General features: G+C 62.2%; 19 protein-coding genes. 11 read left to right on the plus strand and 8 right to left on the minus strand.

The window, feature by feature from the left end:
* Positions 1-22: 22 nt before the first annotated feature.
* The gene (locus QTJ18_RS04320) at positions 23-1,987 is read right to left on the minus strand and encodes an alpha/beta fold hydrolase (RefSeq protein WP_301557764.1); all 1,965 of its coding nucleotides are present in this window, start codon (positions 1,985-1,987) and stop codon (positions 23-25) included.
* A 150-nt stretch (positions 1,988-2,137) separates the two neighbouring features.
* On the opposite strand from QTJ18_RS04320, the gene QTJ18_RS04325 reads away from it, so the two are divergent.
* Both QTJ18_RS04325 and QTJ18_RS04330 read left to right on the plus strand, forming a co-directional pair.
* Positions 2,138-2,653 (plus strand): cytochrome b, encoded by a 516-nt coding sequence (locus tag QTJ18_RS04325; protein WP_252753237.1) that lies wholly within the window; start codon positions 2,138-2,140, stop codon positions 2,651-2,653.
* A 29-nt stretch (positions 2,654-2,682) separates the two neighbouring features.
* Entirely contained in the window at positions 2,683-3,504 is an 822-nt protein-coding gene (locus tag QTJ18_RS04330) for a RibD family protein (RefSeq protein ID WP_252753236.1), read from the plus strand.
* Here the strand turns inward: QTJ18_RS04330 and QTJ18_RS04335 are convergent.
* From QTJ18_RS04335 to QTJ18_RS04350, 4 genes are read right to left on the minus strand one after another with little or no spacing between them, the layout of a single operon-like run.
* On the minus strand, positions 3,433-4,227 hold the full coding sequence (locus QTJ18_RS04335; protein ID WP_252753235.1) for a class I SAM-dependent methyltransferase: 795 nt from the start codon (positions 4,225-4,227) through the stop codon (positions 3,433-3,435). The genes QTJ18_RS04330 and QTJ18_RS04335 overlap by 72 nt on opposite strands.
* A complete protein-coding gene (locus QTJ18_RS04340) occupies positions 4,224-5,267 on the minus strand; it encodes a glycosyltransferase family 4 protein (protein ID WP_252753234.1) in 1,044 nt (347 codons plus the stop codon). Before QTJ18_RS04340 ends, QTJ18_RS04335 begins: the two co-directional genes overlap by 4 nt.
* On the minus strand, positions 5,264-5,662 hold the full coding sequence (locus tag QTJ18_RS04345) for a 6-pyruvoyl trahydropterin synthase family protein (RefSeq protein WP_252753233.1): 399 nt from the start codon (positions 5,660-5,662) through the stop codon (positions 5,264-5,266). Before QTJ18_RS04345 ends, QTJ18_RS04340 begins: the two co-directional genes overlap by 4 nt.
* A 14-nt stretch (positions 5,663-5,676) precedes the next feature.
* Positions 5,677-6,597, minus strand: a complete 921-nt coding sequence (locus QTJ18_RS04350) for a zinc-dependent alcohol dehydrogenase (RefSeq protein WP_252753232.1) — start codon at positions 6,595-6,597, stop codon at positions 5,677-5,679.
* Between the two features lie 337 nt (positions 6,598-6,934).
* On the opposite strand from QTJ18_RS04350, the gene ribA reads away from it, so the two are divergent.
* The 3 genes from ribA to QTJ18_RS04365 are packed head-to-tail and all read left to right on the plus strand — an operon-like array spanning position 6,935 to position 9,598.
* Positions 6,935-8,041, plus strand: coding sequence for a GTP cyclohydrolase II RibA (gene ribA, locus QTJ18_RS04355; protein WP_252753231.1), 1,107 nt, complete (start codon positions 6,935-6,937; stop codon positions 8,039-8,041).
* A 16-nt stretch (positions 8,042-8,057) separates the two neighbouring features.
* Positions 8,058-8,855, plus strand: coding sequence for a CDP-alcohol phosphatidyltransferase family protein (locus QTJ18_RS04360; protein WP_252753230.1), 798 nt, complete (start codon positions 8,058-8,060; stop codon positions 8,853-8,855).
* Entirely contained in the window at positions 8,852-9,598 is a 747-nt protein-coding gene (locus QTJ18_RS04365) for an FkbM family methyltransferase (RefSeq protein WP_252753229.1), read from the plus strand. Before QTJ18_RS04360 ends, QTJ18_RS04365 begins: the two co-directional genes overlap by 4 nt.
* Here the strand turns inward: QTJ18_RS04365 and QTJ18_RS04370 are convergent.
* The gene (locus QTJ18_RS04370; RefSeq protein WP_252753228.1) at positions 9,577-10,491 is read right to left on the minus strand and encodes a lysylphosphatidylglycerol synthase transmembrane domain-containing protein; all 915 of its coding nucleotides are present in this window, start codon (positions 10,489-10,491) and stop codon (positions 9,577-9,579) included. The two genes, QTJ18_RS04365 and QTJ18_RS04370, sit on opposite strands and share 22 nt — an antisense overlap.
* A gap of 50 nt (positions 10,492-10,541) precedes the next feature.
* Between QTJ18_RS04370 and QTJ18_RS04375 the strand changes: the two genes are divergently transcribed.
* Complete coding sequence (locus QTJ18_RS04375; RefSeq protein ID WP_252753227.1) at positions 10,542-12,185, plus strand: LTA synthase family protein; 1,644 nt, start codon at positions 10,542-10,544, stop codon at positions 12,183-12,185.
* Between the two features lie 27 nt (positions 12,186-12,212).
* Here the strand turns inward: QTJ18_RS04375 and QTJ18_RS04380 are convergent, their stop codons facing one another.
* Positions 12,213-12,947, minus strand: coding sequence for an SDR family oxidoreductase (locus QTJ18_RS04380; RefSeq protein WP_252753323.1), 735 nt, complete (start codon positions 12,945-12,947; stop codon positions 12,213-12,215).
* Positions 12,948-13,220: 273 nt separating this feature from the next.
* Here QTJ18_RS04380 and QTJ18_RS04385 point away from each other — a divergent pair, with 273 nt between their 5' ends.
* The 5 genes from QTJ18_RS04385 (at position 13,221) to QTJ18_RS04405 (ending at position 20,581) form a co-directional block, all read left to right on the plus strand.
* Positions 13,221-14,081, plus strand: coding sequence for an MBL fold metallo-hydrolase (locus QTJ18_RS04385; RefSeq protein WP_252753226.1), 861 nt, complete (start codon positions 13,221-13,223; stop codon positions 14,079-14,081).
* Positions 14,082-14,296: 215 nt separating this feature from the next.
* Positions 14,297-15,976 carry an adenylate/guanylate cyclase domain-containing protein gene (locus tag QTJ18_RS04390; RefSeq protein ID WP_252753225.1) on the plus strand — a complete coding sequence of 560 codons (1,680 nt, stop codon included), beginning with the start codon at positions 14,297-14,299 and terminating at the stop codon, positions 15,974-15,976.
* An 81-nt stretch (positions 15,977-16,057) separates the two neighbouring features.
* On the plus strand, positions 16,058-17,266 hold the full coding sequence (locus tag QTJ18_RS04395; RefSeq protein ID WP_252753224.1) for a DUF3095 domain-containing protein: 1,209 nt from the start codon (positions 16,058-16,060) through the stop codon (positions 17,264-17,266).
* A gap of 102 nt (positions 17,267-17,368) precedes the next feature.
* On the plus strand, positions 17,369-20,083 hold the full coding sequence (locus QTJ18_RS04400; RefSeq protein ID WP_252753223.1) for an ABC transporter transmembrane domain-containing protein: 2,715 nt from the start codon (positions 17,369-17,371) through the stop codon (positions 20,081-20,083).
* 33 nt (positions 20,084-20,116) lie between these two features.
* A complete protein-coding gene (locus QTJ18_RS04405) occupies positions 20,117-20,581 on the plus strand; it encodes a cyclic nucleotide-binding domain-containing protein (protein ID WP_252753222.1) in 465 nt (154 codons plus the stop codon).
* 131 nt (positions 20,582-20,712) lie between these two features.
* Here QTJ18_RS04405 and katG read toward each other — a convergent pair whose 3' ends face one another.
* On the minus strand, positions 20,713-22,932 hold the full coding sequence (gene katG / locus QTJ18_RS04410) for a catalase/peroxidase HPI (protein ID WP_252753221.1): 2,220 nt from the start codon (positions 22,930-22,932) through the stop codon (positions 20,713-20,715).
* Positions 22,933-22,970 lie beyond the last annotated feature (38 nt).

Genomic DNA, 22,970 nt, shown 5'->3' on the forward strand with positions numbered 1-22,970 from the left:
AGCATTTCAGGTGATCCTGTTTCTACCGGAAATGCTTGGCGTTCTCCAGGTCTCGCGCGCGTGCCAGAATGGTGTCGAAGTAGATGTCGCGAGCCGCTTGTGGCGTGAGATTGTGGTCGGCGCCCTCGATGAAGGTGACGGTCACATTTCCGAGGCCTGCCAGCCTCTCCCCGTCCGGACCGAAATGATAGGTGAGATGGTCCGTTCCGACGTCGCCGCGGCTATAGACCAGGCTCAGCCGCCGCCCGCTCGCCTGATACTGTTTGAAGCCATCCCGCACTTGCCTCTGCTCCTGCCGGCGCAGCAGGGAGAAACCGATGGCGGAGGCCAACTGCTGTTCCGCCCGTTCTGCCACTTTCCCCAGGAGGTTCTTCAAGGATTGCGCCACATCCATTTCGCCGCGCAGGGCACGGCCGATGATGGCCGGGTTCAGCAGCTTGCGCCGATAGCTGGCAAGGCTCTGCGGCAGGGCGCGCATGGTTCCATCAAGCGGATAGCGTTCATCCCACACGAAGGCATAGGGATTGACCAGAACAAGACTTTTCAGGCGGTCATCCACGAGCCCGGTTCGAAAGGCGAGATAGGCGCCGCTGCAGCGTCCGACGCCGACCACCGGTCGGCCGATGCGTGCGTCCAGGAAAGTGAGCGCTGCCTGTGCATCATCCAGCTGCGAGGTCGCATAGAGAACCTGGGCCGGCGCGCCCTCGGCCGGCGGGCTGTCGCCGACATTGGCGCAATCGAACCGAAGCGATGCGATGCCGGCGGCGGCCAACCGCCGCGCCGTGAGTGTCGCGAGCCGGCCCCAGCCGGAATGACGGTCATAGGCCGAGCCGAAGAGGAGCACGCAGACCTCCGCAGGATCTGCAAGCGGCTCGCACAGAACGCCGGCCAGCCGATGATGATTCCCGAAGGACACGCCGGTCTCGCAGAAGACAGGAGTCCGGAGTTCGGTTTCTGCGCGAGGAAAACCGCTCAACACACGGATTTGTGTAGACTTTTCATACTCTGAAGTCTGCTTGGATACCCAGCCGACCAGGGTTTCAATGTCGCTTTCGCCGATCCGGGAGCTCATCGGGCCGGCGATAAGGGCGTCATAGCCTGCGAAAGGATCGCGTTGAAGTGACGTCTGAGCTGTCTCCAGCCGCTCGGCCAGCTCATCATTCCCCAGCTGACCCGGACGTTCGAAAAGCAGATAAGGAACTTTTCCTATCTCATTGATCGTGCTGAGTTTCAGCCGTGAGAGCTCCTTTGCCGCCGCGGCTGGCATAACAAGACCGGCGATGGCGGTCTGCTCCGCAGGGCGGCGCTCGGAGGTCTCGAGGTTCAGCCCGTCATCGACCACCTTCGCCCAGACCGAAAGCTCGCGCAGGTAGGAACGGCCGGACACCACCGGCGCCAGCAGCGCCATGGCCGCAAGCCCTTCAAGGGAGGCCGAGGCCTGCAGGGCGAGCGAGGCGCCGAGGCCCTGGCCGATCAGGATGATCTCGTCATGGCCACGCTCCCTAAGGTGACGCGCGGCTTCGCAAATGCTCTCGCGCCAAAGATCCAGGCCCTCCGAAGCCGGTTCAGGATCGAGTGAATTCCCTGTGCCGGGGAAATCGAAGCGGAGGCTGGCAATACCTGTCGCCGCCAGACGATCTGCGAGGAGGCGGAAGAATTTGCGCGTCGACAGCTCTTCCAGCCCCCAGGGCGCGACGAGCAGGACCGCCGGCGACCGCGCAGTCTCTTCCGCCGCACGGGCCGGCATGTAGCGGGCCGCGCACAGGCCGAAGGAGACGGGTTCGGCTGCCGGTATCTGCCCGCGATACCCGGATCGCGCAGTTTCGTCCGCCTCTGGTGTTCGGGTCGGGGAAGCGTCAGGGGCAGTCTCGATGGCTCGGCTTTCGGAGGCTGTCAGCATGGCGTGAAACGTCGTCCTCGCGGGTCTAGATCTGAAGGGCCAGGGTATGGGTCTGCGGTTGACATTCCATGCCCAAGCTTCATTCACCCTTTTAAGGCCGAACCGTTAGGGTCGGCTTTTGCTATTCCTTAAAAAGTGAGTGTTCGCAGATTTCGGGACAGGTTACCCTGCCGCTCCGGCTTAAGAGGGTAAGAATCCGCAACGCTGATGACCGGCAAGGGCAATGGGAGGGAGATTATGACGGGATCAACCTATGCGCCGGCCTTGCGCGTGCTTCATTGGTCCATAGCCATCCTCATCTTCTGCATTTGGCCGCTTGGCTACATGATCAAATTCGTGCGTGACGAGGTCAAGCTCGACTTCTACCTGCTGCACGAATCCCTGGGATTCCTAGCGCTGTGGATCATGATCCTGCGGATCGGTCTGCGGCTGAGGCACGGCGCGCCCGCGCCGATCGTCACCGGCTTTCACGGCCGTCTCGCAGGCCTCGTCCACACATTGCTTTACGCATTCCTCATCATCATGCCGGTCAGCGGCTTTCTGGCCACGAATGCGCATGGCTTTCCGCTCAAATGGTTTGGTCTGGTCGAGGTCTGGAGCCCCTTAAACAAATCGCCCGGCGTCGCTCCAATATTTTCTCGCATACACGAATGGAGCGCATGGACCCTTTTGGCGCTTCTCGCGTTACATCTGACTGGCGTGATCTTCCACCACGTGATCCGTCGTGACCGCACCCTTTATCGAATGCTCTAACGGATGTGATCTGGATGCGCCGCATAGACATGACCGACACAATCTGGACCCGCCTTTTGGAGATCCGCGACCGGACCCGCGAGGATCTCGGTCGCTCCTCCGATCCCGCCTTTGCCTTGTATGGGCCAATAGCTGCGGCCCGCGGCCGTTTCGTTCTGGCGCAGGTCGGCCAGTCCCTTGACGGGCGCGTGGCAACGCCCTTCGGCGATGCGCAGGATATTTCGGGTCCCGAAGGTATTGCCCATCTGCACCGCTGCCGCGCGCTGGTCGATGCGGTGATAGTCGGCGTCGGAACAGTCAAAGCCGACAATCCACGCCTATCCGTGCGTGCCGTCCGCGGCCGCGACCCTGTTCGGGTCGTGATCGATTGCCATGCGCAGCTTGCGGGTGACGAAGGCCTGTTCCACGACGGCGGGGCGCCGGTCATCGTGATCCAGTCGGACGAGGCGCCGCGCCGCAGCTATCCGGCAAAGGTGATCCGCCTGCCTCTCGGCGAGAGCGGCATCTGCCCTGAGGATATTCTCGATGCGCTGGATGATTGCAAGCTGAAACGCATTCTGGTGGAAGGCGGCGCGCGGACGATTTCGCGGTTCATCGACATGGGCCTTGTCGATCATCTGCATGTCGCCATTGCGCCGCTGATTATCGGGTCCGGGCCGCAGGGCATTTCCCTGCCGCCGATCCGCAAGCTGTCGGAAGCACATCGGCCGGAGGCCGAAGTCTTCAGCCTCGGCAGCGACATCCTCTTCGACTGCCGTCTGCGCGAGGAGCCGATGATGTCACTTGGCCGGCAAAGCCAGAAGGTCCAGGTGACCGACAAGGCAGCTGCCGCCCTCGTCGATGTCGGCTAGGCGGGCATCCCGCCAGGACATGACGGAGGCGTGATCCAGTTCCGCCATTTCCAGAACCGGTGCCACCATGCCTTCCACGAAAGCCCGGTGAAGCGCAGTCTCGGCCGGACCCAGTCGCCACGGACTGTCGGCGGTCGAGACGCGGAAACCCTCATTCTCGAGAACCGTCTTCAGATGCGGCGTCGCCATCGGCCCGAGAGCCTGGCCCAGGCCCTTGTCCGTCGTCTGGTGCCGGTTGAAGATCCGCACGATCTGGAGGTCGAGGACATGCCGATTGGTCCACGCGATCCGGCCATCGTAATTCAGCGCCGCATACAGACCCGTGCCGGCGGCGGAAAGTTTCGAGGCCAGTCCTTCGCAAAAGGCCGCCGAGCAGAGATCGAAGAAGGCCGAGGCGGTCAGGACCGTGCAATCCTGCAACGGCAGGGCGTCGAGGCTGGAAAGATCCAGCTGCAGATAGTCGACATTTTCATGACCAATGCGCCTTTCCGCCTCCGCGAGCAGCATGCTGTCGTAATCGACGAGCGTCCATCTCGCATTGTCCGGCAGACGCCCGGCCAGGCTGCGAAAGGTCGAGCCCGTTCCGCATCCGATATCCATCAACCGCGCCGGCGTCTCGCCGTCATGCAGATACCGGCCAAGCTCGGCCAGCAGCCCGTCATTGCGGGCTCTGGCATCCGCCGGTTCGCGCAGGCTGAGCCAGCCGCTTTCAAATCCACTCATGCGACTGTCCTCAGGCTGTCGGCCACGATCGCGCCGGTTTGCTGCCAGGTGGGCAAGGCCTGGCCGGCGCGGTAGGACGCCTCGGCCATATGCTGGCGCGCCGCCGTGTCGCTCAGGAGCCGGCGCAAAGCCGCGGCGAAGGCTTCCACATCATCCACCGGCACCAGGATGCCCGCATCCGAAGGAACGACGTCCGGCACGGCGCCCGCCGCACAGCCGATGACGGGAAGGCCATAGGCGAGCGCTTCGGCGAAAACCATTCCATAGCCTTCGTAGCGGCTGGCGAGCGCGAAGATGTCGGCCTTTGCCAGTTCATCCGCGACGTCGAGCACTTCGCCGGCAAGGATGAGCCTGTCTCCAAGGTCAAGCTCATCGCGCAGGCCAGCCAGCGCCGCCGCCACAGCCGGATCGAGATCAGGACTGCCGATGATCGTCGCCGTGAACGGAAGATCCTCAAGCCGTGCCAGCGCTCGCATCAGGACATCATGACCTTTCCGTGTCGTCAGCGATCCGATCGAGACGATATGAGGCACCGCATTATGCGGCTTCGCCCGCGCGGCATGCGCCGTGCCGGGCAGCGCGACGGTGATGGCCTGTGCCGGGATCGAAAACAGGCTGCTCAACTCGCGGGCCGTGGCGGGCGATGTCACGATGACATGACGAACATGGGCGAGGGCCATAGCCTCCCGTTCCAGCAGCGCCTCGCGCGCGGCGGCCGATAGCCCGCTTTCCAGCCCCAGCGGGTGATGCACCAGCGCAACGATGCGCAGGCGCTGCGCCTCGCGTGCCGCCCATTCGCCCATCACGCCGAAAGCCAGGCCATCGATCAGGACCAGGCTGTCATCCGGCAGGGCGGACAGAAGGGACCCCGCGTGCTCCAGCACATCGGCGGCAGGATTGGGAAATCCGTTCCCGAGCCCGATGGTGCGCACCGGCTGACCGAGTGCGATCAGTTCGGCGATCAATTGCCTGTCATAGCCGTAGCCTCCGGTCTTGGTGTCGAGATCACCCGGATAGGCGAAGACAAGCTCGCCCCTCAAAGGTCGGCCTCGTACCAGCCGCGTGCGGCGTGGCTTTCATGCAGGAGAACCCGCAGGCGGCAGATCCGCTGGCTGCCGGAGCCGAGACGGCCCGCCTTCACGGCCACGGCCAGCTGGTCGAAAATATGCTTGGCAAGCACTTCAGTGGTCGTGACCCGGCCCTTGAAGACATCCAGTTCGTCGAGGTTCTGGTAGTTCAGCGGCTTCAACGCCTCGCCGACCACCTGCGTTGCGAGCCCGATATCCACCGCGAGGCCGTCTTCGTCGACATCCTTGGTGAAGAAGGCGGCATCGACGACGAAGGTCGCCCCATGCATTCCCTGCGCGGGACCGAAGACCGGACGCGGGAGGCTATGGGCAATCATGATGTGGTCGCGAACTTCGACTGCGAACATGGGAGGCTCTCTTTTTACTGGAATGAAATGCGATGGCACAGGGTTGCGGATGACTGGAGGATACGCGGATAATCCGCTGGCAGATCACGAAAGGCGCTTTCGCCGGAGATCAGCTGATCCAGCCGCCGATCGGCAAGGAGATCCATGGCTTTCGCCATGCGACGCCGGTGGTCCCAGCGGGCGCGCATCGAAGCCGAGACTTGCCCGACCTGCGAGGACACGATGGAGAGCCGCTTGGAATGGAAGGCGCCGCCCAGGCAGAGGCTGACCTGCCTTTGCCCGTACCAGCTGGCCTCGACCAGCCGTGCTTCCATGCCGGCCAGTTCGATGGCTTCCGCAAGCGCAGCAGCCGACCCCGACGCGTTGATCAGCCGGTCGAAACTCCCGTCGAGGCTGCCCGGCACGGTGAAAGCAATATCGAGCGCGCTGGCAAGACTGGCGCGCTCCAGATTGGGATCGACGAGGACGACCTCGGTCCCGGGAATGGATCGTGCCAGGAAAGCGACAAGCGTACCGACGACACCGGCCCCGAAGACGGCCACACGTTCGCCGGGCTGGATGGCCGCATCCCAGACGATGTTGAGCGCCGTCTCCATATTGGCCGTAAGAACGCCGCGCGCCGCGGGCAGATCCGCGGGAAGCGGAACAATGCCTGAAACAGGAACGACAAATCTGTCCTGGTGCGGGTGGAGACAGAAAACGGTCTGGCCAATCAATTCCGCCTCGCCAGCTTCCACCGTTCCAACGGCACAATAGCCGTATTTCAGCGGAAAGGCGAATTCCCCCTCCATGCAGGGAAGCCGCATCCTCTCGCGCTCGCTCTCGGGAACCAGACCCTGGAAGACCGTAGCCTCCGTACCGCGGCTGATCCCGGTATAGAGAGTGCGCACCTGGACCTCCCCGTCGCCCGGCGGACGCAATGCGGTGGACCGCATGGACGTTTTTCCCGCAGCCTCGAACCAAAGCGCCTGCGCAGACGTTGAGCGTTCTTGGGAGTCCGGTCGAAGCGGGGAAAATGTCATGCGATCATCCTGTGGAGGAGGCCTCGTAGTCAGGGGCGATAAGGGGGACAGGGTGCCAATTCAGTGTGGTCGGCTCTCGCCAGCGACTTTCGTCATCGACACCTTGAACTTCATTTCGAGTTTAGCTGGCACTAACTAGAGCAGGACAAGAGGATGTCGCCCCCTGATCAAAGAAAATTGTTTTCGGTCAAATTGACGATCCACCGGCCCTACATCTGCGTAAACACTGCCAATATACCAGGAGGACAGCATGACAGGCGAGAGCCCCTTCTCAATCAACGGGACAGATCCGGCAGTGGAGGTCGAACGCACAGTATCGGAGTTGCGCTATGGTCGCCCGATCATTCTGCACGACAACCAGAACAAGATGGCGCTCGTCGCGCTCGATGCGGTCCAGCCTCGCCTCTTCGACCAGTTTGCCGAAGCTGCGCGGCAGAACCATGGACTTTTGCTGACGCGGCCGCGGGCGGCTCGCATCGGCATCAAGACAACCACGGATGTGCTGGTCCCGCTTGCCGGTAAAGGTTTTGACTGGGCGTCCAGGCTTTCCTACGCGGTCGACGTCGACCGGCCGGAGACATGGACAGCCGCGCCGGCTCTTGCTTCCGCCGCCGTCGATCTGACTCAGACCGCTTTACTGCTCCCTGCTCTCGTCTGCGCTGACGTCTCGGAGGATTCCTCGGCGTTTTCCGGTTGCTGTAGCCTTCATGCGGACCGGATTGCCGGCGCGCGGCCGGCGCGCGAAAGCTTCCAGCAGATCGTCAGGACGCGTGTGCCGCTGAATGACTACGGCGATGCGGATTTTGTCGTCTTCCGTGGCGGCCTTGCCCAGAAGGATCAGGTTGCCATCATCGTCGGCAAGCCGGATGTGTCGAAGCCGGTTCCCATCCGCATCCACTCGTCCTGCATCACCGGCGATCTGTGCGGCTCGCTGAAATGCGACTGTGGCGACCAGCTGCGCAACGGGCTGGACCTCCTGCTACAGGCCGGCGGCGGCGTTCTGCTTTATCTCGATCAGGAAGGACGCGGGACGGGAATCGGCGCCAAGATGCGCGCCTATGGCTATCAGCATCGCGGACTGGATACGATCGATGCCGATGCGGAGCTTGGCTTTGCGCCCGACCACCGCCGCTACGAGTCGGCGATTGCCATGCTGAAGCTCCTGTCGATCTCGCAGGTCGTCGTCTACACGAACAATCCGACGAAGATCGAGAGCCTGCGACGCGCCGGCATCACCGTCCACGCCCGCACGCCGGTGCTTGGACGCGTCACGAGCGAGAATGAGAACTATCTGCGGACCAAGACCTTGCGGGCCGGCCATATGCTGGACCTCGAAACCTTGATCGCAGCGGAATGACTGCTGAGGCATCCCCATGACACTGCTTCAGGATCTGAGTGAACGGGCCGGCGAGCCACAGAAGCGATGGTTGCCGGATGGCGGCGGGCTGATGGCGAATACGCTGAAAGTCCTGCTGTCGGTCTACTGCGTCTCGCTCCTCATCGGCTGGATGGCGACACGCCATCTGGCGCTCGAGGGACATGTGGTCATGCTTGCCGCGGCAATTCTCGCCGTCATGTTTCTGTTCGTCCTCATGGGCCTGCCGCGCCACCGGCATGCGAGGTTCGGCTATGGCAATGCCGTGACCGCGATCCGGGCGGGCCTGGTCAGCCTCGTGGCGGCCACCATTCTTTCCTCGCAGAGCTTTGCCGAGGGCGAGGTCACGGTCCTCATCTGGTCAATGGTCGCCGCCACCTGCCTGGCTTTGGCCCTGGACGGTGTCGACGGTTCGCTTGCCCGCCTCTTTCGCCAGCAATCCGAACTCGGCGCCCGCTTCGACATGGAGGTGGATGCCTTCCTGATCCTGATGCTCTCCATTGCCTGCTTCGTTCTGGACAAGGCCGGCGCCTGGGTCATGGCAATCGGGATGATGCGCTATGCCTTCGTCGCGGCGCAATGGCTCTTCCCTGCCCTTCGGGCGGAACTCTTTGCCTCGGTGCGGCGCAAATTGGTCTGCGTTATCCAGGTCGCGGCCTTGTGCCTGGCCGTCGTTCCAGGCCTGGCACAGCCTTTCACCGGCGCCCTCTGTGCCATCTGCCTGCTTCTCCTGGCCTATTCCTTTGCCGTGGACACGGCATGGCTCATCACGCGGTCGAGGCGAGCAGCCCGATGAGGAAGGGCGTTTCGACCCAGCTCGGTCTGTTGCGATCGGTCGTGATCTATTACGGCCTTCCCTGGCGCCGGCGCAGTCTCCATCGGTTCTACGGCGCCCTCATCGAGCCCGGCCATCTGGTATTCGATATCGGTGCCCATGTGGGAAGCCGAAGCCGGACACTTGCGGCGCTGGGCGCGCGGGTGGTCGCCGTCGAACCCCAACCGGTCTTCGCGGATTTCCTTGAGCGGCATCTGGCCAAACGGCTGCTGGCGCTGGAGCGGGTCGCCGTGGGGCGCGAGATGGGCGAAATCGACCTGCACATCTCCACCCGTCATCCGACGGTCACCAGCATCTCGCCGGAATTCCTCGCGGCGGCGAAACAATCGCCCGGCTTCTCGTCCGTGGACTGGGACAGCAAGGTCAGGGTTCCGATGACGACTTTGGAAAGCCTGGTGTCGCGTTACGGACGTCCGGACTTCTGCAAGATCGATGTGGAGGGTGTCGAGGCCGATATCCTGCGCGGCATGGAAGCGCCGCTGCCGCTGATCGCCTTCGAATACATTCCGTCCATGATGGCGCTGACGGAAGCGGCGATCGAGGTTCTGGAGCAGAAGGGCCGCTACCGCTTCAACCGCGTGATCGGCGAAAGCCATCGTTTCCACGCGGAGGAGTGGGTGGATGCCCTGACCCTGCGCCGCGATCTTGCCGGCCTACCGAGGGATGCGCCGTCGGGTGACATTTACGCGCGCCTGTCGCCTTGAGCCGTCACATGGCCCTTACGGCGATGAAAGACGAGGACGGCGAGGCCCGGCAGCGAACCGATCAGCGCAAGAGCTCCGTACAGGATACTGGCGGCGACACCCTGCGCGCTGGCGAGCCCGACCAGCGGCCAAAGCGCCGCTGCGGCGGCTTCCCGCGTTCCCCAGCCGCCGAACCCGGTGGGGATCAGCATGGACAAGAGGCACAGAGGAATGACGGTCACCAAAGCGGTGACAGGCAGAGCACCGCCTGTTGCATAGGCCGCCAACCAGAAGAGCAGAAGATAGGCGCCCGTGGTGCCGAGACTGAGCAGGAGCTGTACCCTCCAAGCTCCTCTTTCGACGAAGGCGCGAGTGAGATCCTGGCGAAGGGACCGGAGCCGGCGCAGGATCAATCCGCTCGCGCCCAGCAGCAGCATGACGACAAGGGCAAGCCAGACCGGCGCCGCGCCCGGCAGGATCCTGGCCAGCAGGCTTGGCCAGAACAGGAGGCCGCAGGCACAGATGGAAAAGAAAGCGAGCTGGCCCGACAGGCGCTCCAGGATTACCGCTTTTGTCGAAAGAGCCATCCCCGCCCCGCCCTCTCCTCGACCGCGATAGGCGCGCAGGGCGTCTCCGGCCATGCCGCCGGGCAGGACCTGGTTCAGCGCGCTGGCGAGGTAATATTCACCGAGCGCATGGCTCGCCGGCATTTTCTGTCCGAGCCGGCCTGCGGTAAAACGCCAGCGCAGGGCGGACAGGATGATCTGGATCTGGACGATGACAAGTCCGCTCACGACGGCAAGGAGCGAGACTTGGCCCAGGGCCTGTCGGATTGCCGCCGTATCGAGAAGCAGAAACAAGGCCAGCAAAAGGCTGATGATCGCCAGGCCACTGGCTATGGGAATGGGACGCAACTGCCTTGTCTTCCTTCCTGTCTGAATAACGCATTTCTGGAGGTTTTACCGTGAGATCCGACAGTCGGGCCAGCACAATCGCAGATCAGGAAGGTCCTGGCCGGCGCGGTCTCGGTGGGCTGGCTGCCTGGACCATGGTTCTCCTGACGAGCTTTCTGGTCCTGACCCTGCCCGATCATCCAGACGCCATCACCCCCGCCGCATTTCTTCGCCTGCCATTGGAGCTTCCAATCCTGATCCTGCTGCTGGCCATGGTGCGGGGACCGGCCAACATGGCTTTGCGTCTCGCGGTTACAATGCTTGCCGGCCTCATCCTCTCGCTGAAGCTTGCCGATATCGCGGTCCAGACGGCTTTCCAGCGCCCCTTCAATCCCTATCTCGATGCCAAGATGGTGATCGACGGCTGGAACCTGTTTTCAGGAACCGTCGGGGTCACCGTTGCCGGCTTGATCATCCTGACCTCCATCCTCCTGGTCGCGGCTCTCCTGACCCTTTACGCGATTGCGATGAAACGGATCTCTCGATCCGCTCCTTACGTCCGAGGCGGCGCCGCCTTCGCGGCAGGTCTGCTCATCTGTATCGGTGCCGCATCCCTGGCCACTCACCGCGCGCTTCCGCTGCAATGGGAGGCCGGAATGGCGCCCAATCTCGTCAACCGCGTCACGCTTGTCGCGCATTCGGTTGCCGATATGGCCGAATTCGAAGCCGAGATCCTTCAAGACCGCCCTTTGCCGCCGCCTGACACCCTGTTCAACGCGGTCAAGGGGCGCGACGTCATCCTGATCTTCATCGAATCCTATGGCAGGAGCGCCATCGAGGATCCGGCCTATGCGCCGACCATAAAGCCGCGGCTTGCGCGCCTGGAACAGGCGTTCGCGGCAGAGGGATTTTCCGCAGCAAGCCGGTGGGTGACCTCCCCGACAGTGGGCGGCTTGAGTTGGCTCGCCCACGGATCGCTGCTGTCCGGCCTCTGGATCAACAATCAGGCGCGCTATGACCGCCTGATGATCAGCGAGAGGCCGAGCCTCAACCGCCTCTTCTCGCAGGCAGGATGGCGCAGCGTCGCGGTCATGCCGGCCATCACCATGGCCTGGCCGGAAGCCGATTATTTCGGCTATGATCAGGTTCTCGCGGCGCGCGACCTCAACTATAGGGGCAAGCCCTTCAACTGGGTCACCATGCCCGATCAATACACCCTGTCTGCCTTCGAGAAGCAGGTGCGCGCGGTGGATCCGCGCAAGCCGGTCATGGCCGAGATCGCGCTGATATCAAGCCATGCGCCCTGGACCCCGGTCCCTTCGCTGATCGATTGGCACTCCGTCGGTGACGGGACGAGTTTCAACGACCAGGCGGCAGCCGGTCCGTCGCCGCAGGATGTCTGGGCGCAGAATGATCGCGTGCGCAACCATTATATCCGCACCATCGATTACAGCCTCGAAACGCTCGGGAGCTACATTACGAACTTCGGTAAAGATGCGCTGTTCATCCTGATCGGCGACCACCAGCCGGCAGCACTCGTCACCGGTCCGGATGCCTCCCGCGATGTGCCTCTTCATATTGTGACGCGCGATGCTGCCCTGGCCGCTCGCTTCCAGGCGCAAGGTTTCGTGTCCGGGCTGACCCCGCAGGACGGGACGCAGATGTCGATGAGCAGCCTGCGCAGCCTGCTCATCGATACGCTGACAGATGGGTGATCAACGTCTCGCAGGTGGCTTCGAGCCTCAGAGCGCCCAGCCGCCATCGATATTATAGGCCTGTCCGGTCGTATAGGTGGCCCCCGCGAGATAGACGGCAAGGCCGGCAATCTCTTCCGGCGTTCCGAGCCGTCCCATCGGCTGACGGGCGATGAAGGCCGCGCGTGCTGCCTCGTAATCGCCTTGAGCGCGCATTCTTTCTTCCAACGAGGGGCTCTGCACGGTCCCTGGGCAAATCGCGTTGCAGCGGATGCCCTTGCCGACGTAATCCGCGGCAACCGATTTGGTCAGTCCGATGACGGCGGCCTTGGTCAGGCTGTAGGCGCAGCGATTGGGAACCCCTTTAATGCTGGAAGCGACCGACGCCATGTTGATGATCGCGCCCTCCCCCTTCTCAAGCATGCCGGGCAATGCGGCCTGGATGGTGCGGATCATGGCGCGGACATTGAGGTCGAAGGCGAAACTGAGATCCGTGTCGTTGACGTCGAGAACGCTGCCGCTATGGACGACGCCGGCGCAATTGAACAGGATATCGACGGTGCCGACCTCGGCAAAGAAGCGCTTCACAGCCTCGCTATCGAGCACGTCGAGCCGTTTGGTGGTGATCCTCTCCTCGGAAGACAGTGTGGAGAGCGCCTCCTCGTTGATGTCTGTCGCCAGGACCCGCGCGCCGGCCGCCGCAAAGGCCAGCGCGCTGGCGCGGCCGATCCCCTGCCCTGCCGCCGTCACGACAACAAGCTTATTGTCCAATCTCGTCATGATCTTCTCTTCCATCCCTGTTTGACGTCCGGGGCTCTCCTCGCGCCCGGTGCTGCAAAGGCCAGTCACGCAGATGCGCAGTCGACCGTGAGCAACCACAATTCCCCCGTTTCGGCGGAGTTTGGCAAGCGAAATTGTCTCCGGCGCGACCACTTCCGTCACTGTGTCAGGTGACACTTATGCGAAAGCACTTGCCTTTCGGGCGAAAAAACCCTTGGCTGCAAGAAAAGGTAAGGTTTGCGCCCCATATTGATGCAAGAGGCGCATGATGGACAGATGACGGATCACCAGTTTCAGGCCAAATTCTGGGGCACGCGGGGCAGCGTCCCCGTCTCCGGTAAGGATTTTCAGCGTTACGGCGGCAACACCCCTTGCATTGAAGTGCGGTGCGGCGGGCACGTGATGATTTTCGACGCGGGGTCCGGAATCCTCGGCGCGGGACAAGCGCTGCTCGGCGAGGATGTCAGCGAAATCGACGTCTTCTTCTCGCACTGTCATTACGACCATATCATCGGGCTTCCCTTCTTCAAGCCGATCTACAATCCCGCCACGACGGTCTCTTTCTGGTCCGGGCACATGCACGGGAGAATGACGACGTCGCAGATGATCAAGCAGTTCATCAGCCCGCCCTTCTTTCCGATCAATATCGAGATCTGCAACGCCACCCTGCGTTTCTGCGACTTCGCGGCCGGAGCCGTCCTGACACCGAAGCCCGGCATCACTCTGAAAACCTTCAGCCTGTTCCATCCCGGCGGATGCATCGGCTATCGCATCGAATTCATGGGCAAGATCCTGGCTTTGGTGTTCGACATCGAACATGTGCCGGGCGAGCTCGATCCCGTGGCTCTGGAAATGATGAAAGGTGCGGATGTCGTCGTCTATGATTCAGCCTTCACCGAATCGGAAATGCAGCGCTATCGCGGCTTCGGCCACTCGACCTGGGAACAGGGCGTTCGGCTGATGAAGGCGGCAGAGGCCAAGAAACTTGTTCTCTTCCATCACGCGCCGGGTCGCACCGATGGCGAAATGGCACTGTTGGAGAAACTGGCGCAGGAGGCCTTTCCGGATACGATTGCCGCCTATGACGGCCTGGTCATCGATTTCGAGACGGAAATGGAAGCGCCGCTTTCCGAGTGAGCCGATTGCCGCAAGCGCGGCGAATATGCTGCTAACTTTGTACCGAGCCAAAGTTTGCTCGCCGTTCGAGGAATGCTCCCGCCGCTCGGGTTGACGTCAACTTTGGATGGTAAACAGGTCTCGGGCCATGGAAAAGCCATCAGCATAGCGTCAGGCCCGTGGCCTATTCTGTCGGCCGGGTTCAGATCTTATTCGCACAACAGGTTTTGTCACGCGTGGATGCCATCAGGAATGCCTTTTCGGAGCGGCAATTGCGCCGGGCGCGGATCCTCAGCGGCCTGATCATCTTCCTGTTCCTGCTCATGCACACGCTCAACCACAGCATGGGGCTGATCTCCGTGCGCGCGGCCGACCAGGCCCGGCCGCTGCTATTGGCCGTCTGGCGCTCTGCGCCCGGCACCTTCCTGCTTTACGGCTCCTTTGTCGTCCATATCGTCCTCGTGCTGCGCACCCTCTATATCCGCCGCAGCCTGTCCATGCCCAATGGCGAAGCGATCCAGATCCTGCTGGGTCTGCTCGTCCCGGTTCTCATCATCGACCATATTCTGTCGACGCGAGTGGCCTCGACCCTCTTCCATCTCCGCGACAGTTACGAAACCATCGTGCATTTGCTGTGGAGCAAATCGCCGCGCGACGGCGTCATCCAGTCCATCGCACTGATCGTCATCTGGGCCCATGGTTGTCTCGGCATTCATTTCTGGCTCCGCCATCGCGCCTGGTATGTGCAGCTCTGGCCCTGGATCCTGACCTTTGCCATTCTGGTGCCGACCCTGTCGCTCCTGGGATTTGCCCAGATGGGGCGGACGCTTGCCAATCCGACCTTCCCCTTGAGCGGCTTTCCCGGCGGGACTTACGATCCCACGCTGCTTCCTGCCGGAGCTGCCGATACGTTGCGCGACATCAAGGCGGTTCTCTATTCCGGCCTCGCGGGCGCCCTGTTCTTCGTGCTGGCCGCGCGGCTGATCCGTTGGCTGAAGGCGCGCGCGCATCTTGTCACCATCCGCTACATTACCGGCGAAGTGATCAGCGTTCCCCGCGGCTTCACCGTCCTGGAGGCAAGCCGCGTCGCCGGCAAGGCCCATTATGCGGTCTGCGGCGGCAAGGGACGCTGTTCGACCTGCCGCGTCCAGATCATCGACGGACAGGACAATCTGCCGCCGCCGGATCAGCTGGAATCGCATACGCTGGAGCGCATCCATGCCGAACCCGGCGTGCGCCTTGCCTGCCAGCTGCGACCAACGGGCACGGTGACACTCTCGCCCATTCTGGTCGCCCTCCCGCAGACGCAGGGAACGCCGGACAATTACGAGGCGATTCCCGGACGGGAGCGGGAAATCGCCATCCTCTTCTGCGATATCCGCAACTTTACCAGCCTTTCCGAAAGCCGGCTGCCTTTCGATATCGTCTTTCTCCTGAACCGCTATTTCGCGGTTGTCGGATCGGCCGTCGAGGCCGCCGGCGGACGGGTCGACAAATTCATCGGCGATGGCGCCATGGCCCTGTTCGGGATCAGCGAGGGCATGGACGAAGGTTGCCGGCAGGCCGTCCGAGCCGCGGCCGCGATCATGGATGGCGTCGATGAACTCAATCGGCAAATGGCACAGGATCTGACGGTTCCACTGCGGGTGGCAATCGGCATTCATGCCGGCTCCGCCGTGGTCGGCACGCTCGGTTACGGCCAGACGCGCAATCTGACCGCGATCGGCGATACGGTGAACGTCGCAAGCCGCATGGAGGCGACGGCCAAGGAACTCGATATGCCGCTGGTCATATCCGAGCCGGTCGCCAGCTGCAGCGGCGTCGATACGACAGGGGCGGACGCCCGCGAAATCACGGTGCGAGGCCGCACCATCCCCTTGAAGATCTTCGTCTTGAACCGGCCGGCGGTCGGCTGAAGGAAGCGGCGCGGAGGTCTTGCGCGCGGTTGCGCCTCCAAGCCATCGTGCGTCCGGGAAAAATCCGTGCTAGCGTCGCGCATGACAAGCAGCGACGACAACAGCTTCTATCAAACGCTCCCGCTCCTGACGCGGTTCGAAGGGGTTGCGGATGCCTCCAACTACGCGCCTTTGCCGGAGGGCTGGCTATTGGCTGTCGCCGATATTGTCGGCTCCACGAAGGCTATCGAAGAGGGTCGCTATAAGACGGTCAACCTGGCCGGCGCCAGCGTCATATCGGCGCTCTTGAACGGAACAGGCGCGCGGGACTATCCTTTCGTGTTCGGCGGCGACGGCGCAACCGTCGCTTTACCCGGACATCTCGCCGACCAAGCGGCCGATATCCTGACTGCCGTACGTGACTGGGTGCTCATGGAGTTGCAGCTGGAGATGCGCGTCGCCCTCGTGCCGATCGCCGATATTCGCGCGGCCGGCCATGATGTGCTGCTTGCACGCTTCGCCGCCAGCGACCATGCCACCTATGCGATGTTTTCCGGGGGCGGGGCGAGCTGGGCGGAGCAGCAGATGAAGGCCGGCGCCTATCAGCTGACCACGCCTTCCGCGTTCCCTCCTGACCTGACCGGCCTTTCCTGTCGCTGGGATCCGATCGCAGCCCATCATGGCACAGTGCTCTCGATCATCGCCAAACCCGTATCCGAAGCAAGAATGGCAGAATTCAAGGCGCTGGTCGAGGACATCATCGCCACAACCATCGAAGCGGAGCGGCAATCCCATCCGCTTCCCGAGCAGGGGCCGGGCCTCAGCTTCTCCCTGTCCAGCCTGAAGGCGGAAGCCATTACCGTGCCGCCGGACCGCCGGCTGCGGAAGTGGCTGTCCGCCGTCACTCAGGTCGTCCTGTCGATCGTGCTGCACCGGTTCAACCTGTCTCTCGGCTCCTTCAACGCCCGCGCCTATGCGCGGGAGGTCGCGGCCAATTCCGACTTCAGAAAATTCGACGACGGGCTGAAAATGACGGTGGATGTCGACGAAGAGAGGCGCCGGCGGATCGAAGCCGTGCTCGAGGCGGCCGAGGCGGCCGGCATATGCCATTACGGTATTCATCAGCAGGATAGCGCCTTGATGACCTGTTTCGTGCTGGCGCCGCTTTCGCATGATCACCTGCACTTCATCGATGGCGGAAATGGCGGCTACGCGCTGGCGGCTCAGCAATTGGCGCTGAAGCTAACACCAGATAAAGCCGTGAGTGAAACAATGCGAGGCGTCGGGGCGCATGGTCCGCCACTTGCCTGATTGCCAAGCGGTTCTGCAAACGCAATAGTGGGTCCGGACGCTTGAGCAGGGGGAAGACGGGCAATCACGTCAGCAGTCGATGGTGTGAGCCGGCAGAGCACGATGGAAAAAAGTCTTACCCGCTATATCTGGTCCAATACCTACAAGCAGCAGCTGTGGATCCTGATGATCGTTGCTGCATCCATGGTCCCCTATTTCCTCTCCTTCGACCTGCCGAAGCGCATCGTCAACGGGCCGATCCAGGGGGAAGGCTTTTCCTCGCCCGACGATACGCAGCGGTTTTTCCATCTGTCCTTCGATCTGCCGGGTCTGGGCCATGTGGAGCTCTTCGAGGGCTTCGAACTGGACCGCGTGCAGATGCTGATGGCGCTCAGCGGCGTCTTCCTGGGTCTGGTCGTGCTGAACGGGCTCTTCAAATTCTATATCAATACCTACAAGGGCCAGCTCGGCGAACGCATGCTGCGGCGCATCCGTTTCGAGCTCGTGGACCTTGTTCTTCGCTTTCCGCCCTCGCATTTCAAACGCGTTCGCGGGGCCGAAATCGCCACCATGGTGAAGGACGAGGTGGAGCCGCTGGGAGGCTTCACCGGAGACGCCTTCGTCCAGCCGGCCCTGCTTGGCGGTCAGGCGCTGACGGCGCTGGCTTTCATCGTGACGCAGAATTTCTGGCTGGGCATGATCGCCCTCGGCATCGTGATGGTGCAGGCCTTGATCATCCCGCGGATGCGAAAGCGGCTGCTGGTGCTCGGTCGCCAGCGCCAGCTGACGGCGCGCGAATTGTCGGGGCGGGTCAGCGAGATCGTCGACGGCATCCACACCATTCGCGGCCATGACACATCGAACCTCGAACGAGCCGATATAGCCGATCGCCTCGGCCGGATCTTCTTCATCCGCTACGATCTGTATCAGTGGAAATTCCTCGTCAAGTTCATCAACAACTTCCTGGCGCAGGTGACGCCATTCCTGTTTTACGCAATCGGTGGCTATCTCGCCCTGCAGGGGCGGATCGATATCGGCCAGCTGGTGGCCGTCATCGCTGCCTATAAGGATCTGCCGGGTCCCCTGAAGGAACTGATCGACTGGGATCAGGCGCGGCAGGATGTCCAGGTCAAATATGCGCAGGTGGTTGAGCAGTTCGACGTGGACGGCGTGTCCGACCCCAAGGTCCAGGCGGTGGTGACAGACCATGTCGCCCGCCTGTCGGCGCCCCTGGTGGTGACGGGCCTGCTGATCACCGACGATTCCAATGCGCCGGTTCTCAGCCATGTCTCCCTGCAGATCGAGCCCAATGAAACGGTCGCCATCCTGGGTGAGAACGGCGCCGGCGGCGATGCGCTGGCCGAGGCGCTTGGCCGGATCGTCTGGCCCGCAGCGGGCCGCATCACGCTTGATGGACATGATATTCGCGAGGTGCCGGAATCGGTGACCGGGCGCCGGATCTCCTATGTGTCGGCGGATGCCTATTTCTTCCATGGCAGCCTGCGGGACAATCTTCTCTACGTCCTCAAGCACGCGCCGCTGCTGGAAGCCGACACCGAGGGGCTGGACATGCGCAGCCTGCGCCGGAACATCATGGAAGCCATGAGCTCAGGCAATCCGGTGCTCGACCTCAACAGCGACTGGATCGACTACCGGTCGGCGGGTGCAAGCGGCCCGGACGACCTGTTGAAGGTCATCCGCCCGGTCCTCGACGCGGTGACCATTTCCCACGACCTTTTCGAACTGGCCCTGCGCTCGCGCGTCGACATGGAAACCCATCCCGAACTGCCGCAGCGGATCGTCGAGGTTCGATCCGCACTGCGCCGGCGTCTCGACGCGCATGATCTGGAAGGCGTGATCGAGACCTTTGCCGACGGCAGCTATAACAGCCTCGCGACCGTCAGCGAGAACATCCTGTTCGGCGTCCTCAAGCCGGATCTGCTCGATACGCAGTCGCTGGCGCGACATCCCTATTTCCGCGCGGTCCTGCGCGATTCCGGATTGGCGGAACGGCTCTTCCGCATGGGTCTGGAGATCGCCGAGAATGCCGTTGAACTGTTCCGCGATCTGCCGCCGGACCATCCCTTCTTCCAGCAGCTGACCTTCATGGCGGCGGAGGATATTCCAACCTTCGAAGCCATGCTTCCGAGGTTGAAGGGCCAGCCCTGGGACAAGGCCTCGCCCGAAGAGCGCAGCAGCATCATTCGGTTGAGCTTCGCCTATATCGAACCGAGACACCGTTTCGGTCTCCTGACGCCGGAACTGACCGCCCTGATCGTGCAGGCGCGACGGGATTTCTACTCCGACATTCCGGCGGATCTTGCGGAAGCCATCGAGCGCTATGATCCGTCCAGCTTCATGCCGTCCGCATCGCTGATGGACAATGTTCTCTTTGGTCGCATCAGCATGCAGAATGCCGATACCACCGATCAGATCCGCCATCTCATCCGCGAGATCTTCCAGGAACTGGAGCTTGAGGATCACGTCCTGTCCATCGGGCTCGATTTCCAGGTGGGCGCGCAGGGACGAAGGCTGACGACCGTGCAGCGGCAGAAGCTCAATCTGGCGCGCGCGCTTCTGAAACGATCGGACTATTTTATCTTCAACCGCCCGCTTCCGGCCCTCGATCAGCGCGCCCAGGAGACGATCATCACCAATATCATGCGCGACCTGCATGAGGATGGCGAGAAGCCGGCGATCATCTGGGTGCTGCCGAATGCCCGGATGAGCGAACTTTTCGACCGGATCATGGTTTTCCAGAATGGCAATCTTGTCGAAAATGGGACCTATGCTGAACTTGAGGGCCAAAAGAGTATGTTCAAGCAGCTCGTCTCGTAATATCGTCAGGGCAGAGATGAAAGGTTTTAGCCAATGCTATTGAAGGACGAGGTTGAAATGCTGCGGCGGGTGCCGCTCTTTTCCAAGATCGCTCCGGCGAAGCTGAAACTCCTGGCCTTTGCCTCGGAGCGCCTGACCTGCCGCGAAGGACAAAATCTGTTCCGCCAGGGTGATGTCGGTGATGCCGCTTATGTCGTGCTGTCGGGAACAGCCGAGGTTCTGGTGGATACGGCAGACAGCGAGATCAAGGTGGCCGAGGTGGAACAGAATTCCATCGTCGGCGAGATCGCCATTCTGTGCGACGTCTCCCGAACGGCCACCGTGCGCGCCACGTCGAAGCTTGAAGTGCTCAAGATCAGCAAGGACAACTTCCTCGACCTCATGAATGACTTCCCCGACATGGCGGTGGAGATCATGCGGGTTCTGGCCGACCGCCTCAACCATACGACCCTGGAATTGACGCAGGCGCGCAGCCGCGAACACGCTCCGGCGCATTGACTGTCATCCTCGGATGAAAATCGAGCGCCCGACAATCGGGCGCTTATTGATAGGTCGTGCTGGTCGTCGGCGATGATTTCTGGATGAAGGCGACCGGACGAGCCGGCCGCCTTGCCATAACCAGCCCTCGATCAGGATTTCGCCAGATCGAAGCGATCGGCATTCATGACCTTCACCCAGGCGGCAATGAAGTCGTTCACGAACTTCGCCTTGTTGTCGTTCTGGGCGTAGACTTCCGCCAAGGCACGCAATTGCGAGTTTGATCCGAAGACCAGATCGACGCGGCTGGCGGTCCATTTCACCGCTCCACTCTTGCGATCGCGTGCTTCGAACAGGTTCTCGGCGGGCGTGACAGGCATCCAGGCAACGCTCATATCCATGAGGTTGACGAAGAAGTCATTGGTCAACTGGCCGGGACGATCGGTCAGCACGCCATGTCTGGAGCCGCCGACATTATTGCCAAGCACACGCAGGCCGCCAATCAGCACCGTCATTTCCGGCGCCGTCAGGGTCAGGAGCTGCGCCTTGTCGATCAGCATTTCCTCATCCGAGATGGTGAATTCCGCTTTCTTGTAATTGCGGAAACCATCGGCTTCAGGCTCGAGAACATCGAAGGCTTCCGCATCCGTCTCGTCCTGCGTTGCATCGGTACGGCCCGGGGCGAAGGGGACTTCGACATTGTAGCCGGCCGCCTGTGCCGCACGCTCGACGGCAGCCGACCCACCCAGCACGATCAGATCGGCCAGCGAGACCTTCTTGCCATTTGAGGCGGAGGCATCGAACTCGGCCTTGATGCGCTCAAGCACCGAAAGAACGCGCGCGAGCTGTTCCGGCTGATTGGCCGCCCAGTGACGCTGCGGCTCCAGGCGGATACGGGCACCATTCGCTCCACCACGCATATCGGAACCGCGGAAGGTCGAGGCAGATGCCCAGGCGGTCTGGATCAGCTCCTCCGCCGAAAGCCCGCAAGCCAGCAGCCTGGCCTTCAGGTCCGCGATATCCCGGGCGTCGACCAGCGCGTGATCGACAGGCGGAACGGGATCCTGCCAGATCAGGTCTTCCGCAGGAACCTCGGGGCCGAGATAGAGGACTTTCGGACCCATGTCGCGGTGCGTCAGCTTGAACCAGGCGCGTGCGAAGGCATCGGCGAACTGATCCGGGTTCTGGTGGAAGTGCCGCGAGATCTTCTCGTAGACAGGATCCATCCGCATGGCGATATCGGCCGTGTTCATGACGATCGGCACCTTCTTCGACGCGTCTTCCGCATCCGGAGCATGGTCCTTTTCGGCAAGGTTCTTGGCATGCCATTGCCATGCGCCGGCGGGGCTCTTCACCAGCTCCCAGTCATAGCCGAACAGCACGTCGAAATAGCCCATGTCCCAGGTCGTGGGATTGGGGGTCCAGGCCCCTTCGAGACCGCTGGTGATCGTGTCCGATCCCTTGCCGCTCTTGTGGGTGCTGATCCAGCCAAGGCCCATTTCGGCAATGCCTGCCGCTTCCGGCGCCGGGCCGACATGCGCGGCATCGCCTGCGCCATGCATCTTGCCGAACGTGTGGCCACCGGCCACCAGCGCGACGGTCTCCTCGTCGTTCATGGCCATCCGGGCGAATGTGTCGCGCACGTCGCGTCCCGAGGCGATCGGATCCGGCTTGCCATCCGGACCTTCAGGATTGACGTAGATGAGGCCCATCTGAACGGCAGCAAGGGGATTTTCAAGCACGCGGTCGCCCGTGTAGCGGCTATGCTCCTTGTCACTTGTCGCCAGCCATTCGGTCTCCGAACCCCAGTAGATGTCTTCCTCCGGCTCCCAGACATCGGGACGGCCGCCGCCAAAGCCAAAGGTCTTGAAGCCCATGGATTCCAGCGCGCAATTGCCCGCCAGGATCATCAGATCCGCCCAGGACAGAGCATTGCCGTATTTCTGCTTGATCGGCCAAAGGAGACGGCGGGCTTTGTCGAGATTGCCGTTATCCGGCCAGCTGTTCAGCGGCGCGAAACGCTGTGTGCCTGAGCGTGCCCCACCGCGGCCGTCGGCGGTGCGATAGGTGCCGGCGCTGTGCCAGGCCATGCGGATGAAGAAGGGGCCATAATGGCCGTAATCTGCAGGCCACCAGTCCTGGCTATCGGTCATCAGGGCGTACAGATCCTGCTTCACCGCCTTCAGGTCGAGAGCCTTGAAGGCTTCGGCATAGTTGAATGTCGGAGCCATCGGGCTCGACAGCGCGGTGTTCTGGTGCAGAATCTTCAGATTGAGCTGGTTCGGCCACCAGTCGCGATTGCCCCGCATGCTGAGGCTTGTTGCCCCATGCGCCACCGGACACTTGCCTGTCGGCTGCTTCGTCACGTCCATCTTTCCCTCCAAGATCATTATCTAGTCGATTATTATCA

Origin of the sequence: Rhizobium sp. SSA_523 (assembly GCF_030435705.1) — a bacterium.
Lineage (GTDB): Bacteria > Pseudomonadota > Alphaproteobacteria > Rhizobiales > Rhizobiaceae > Neorhizobium.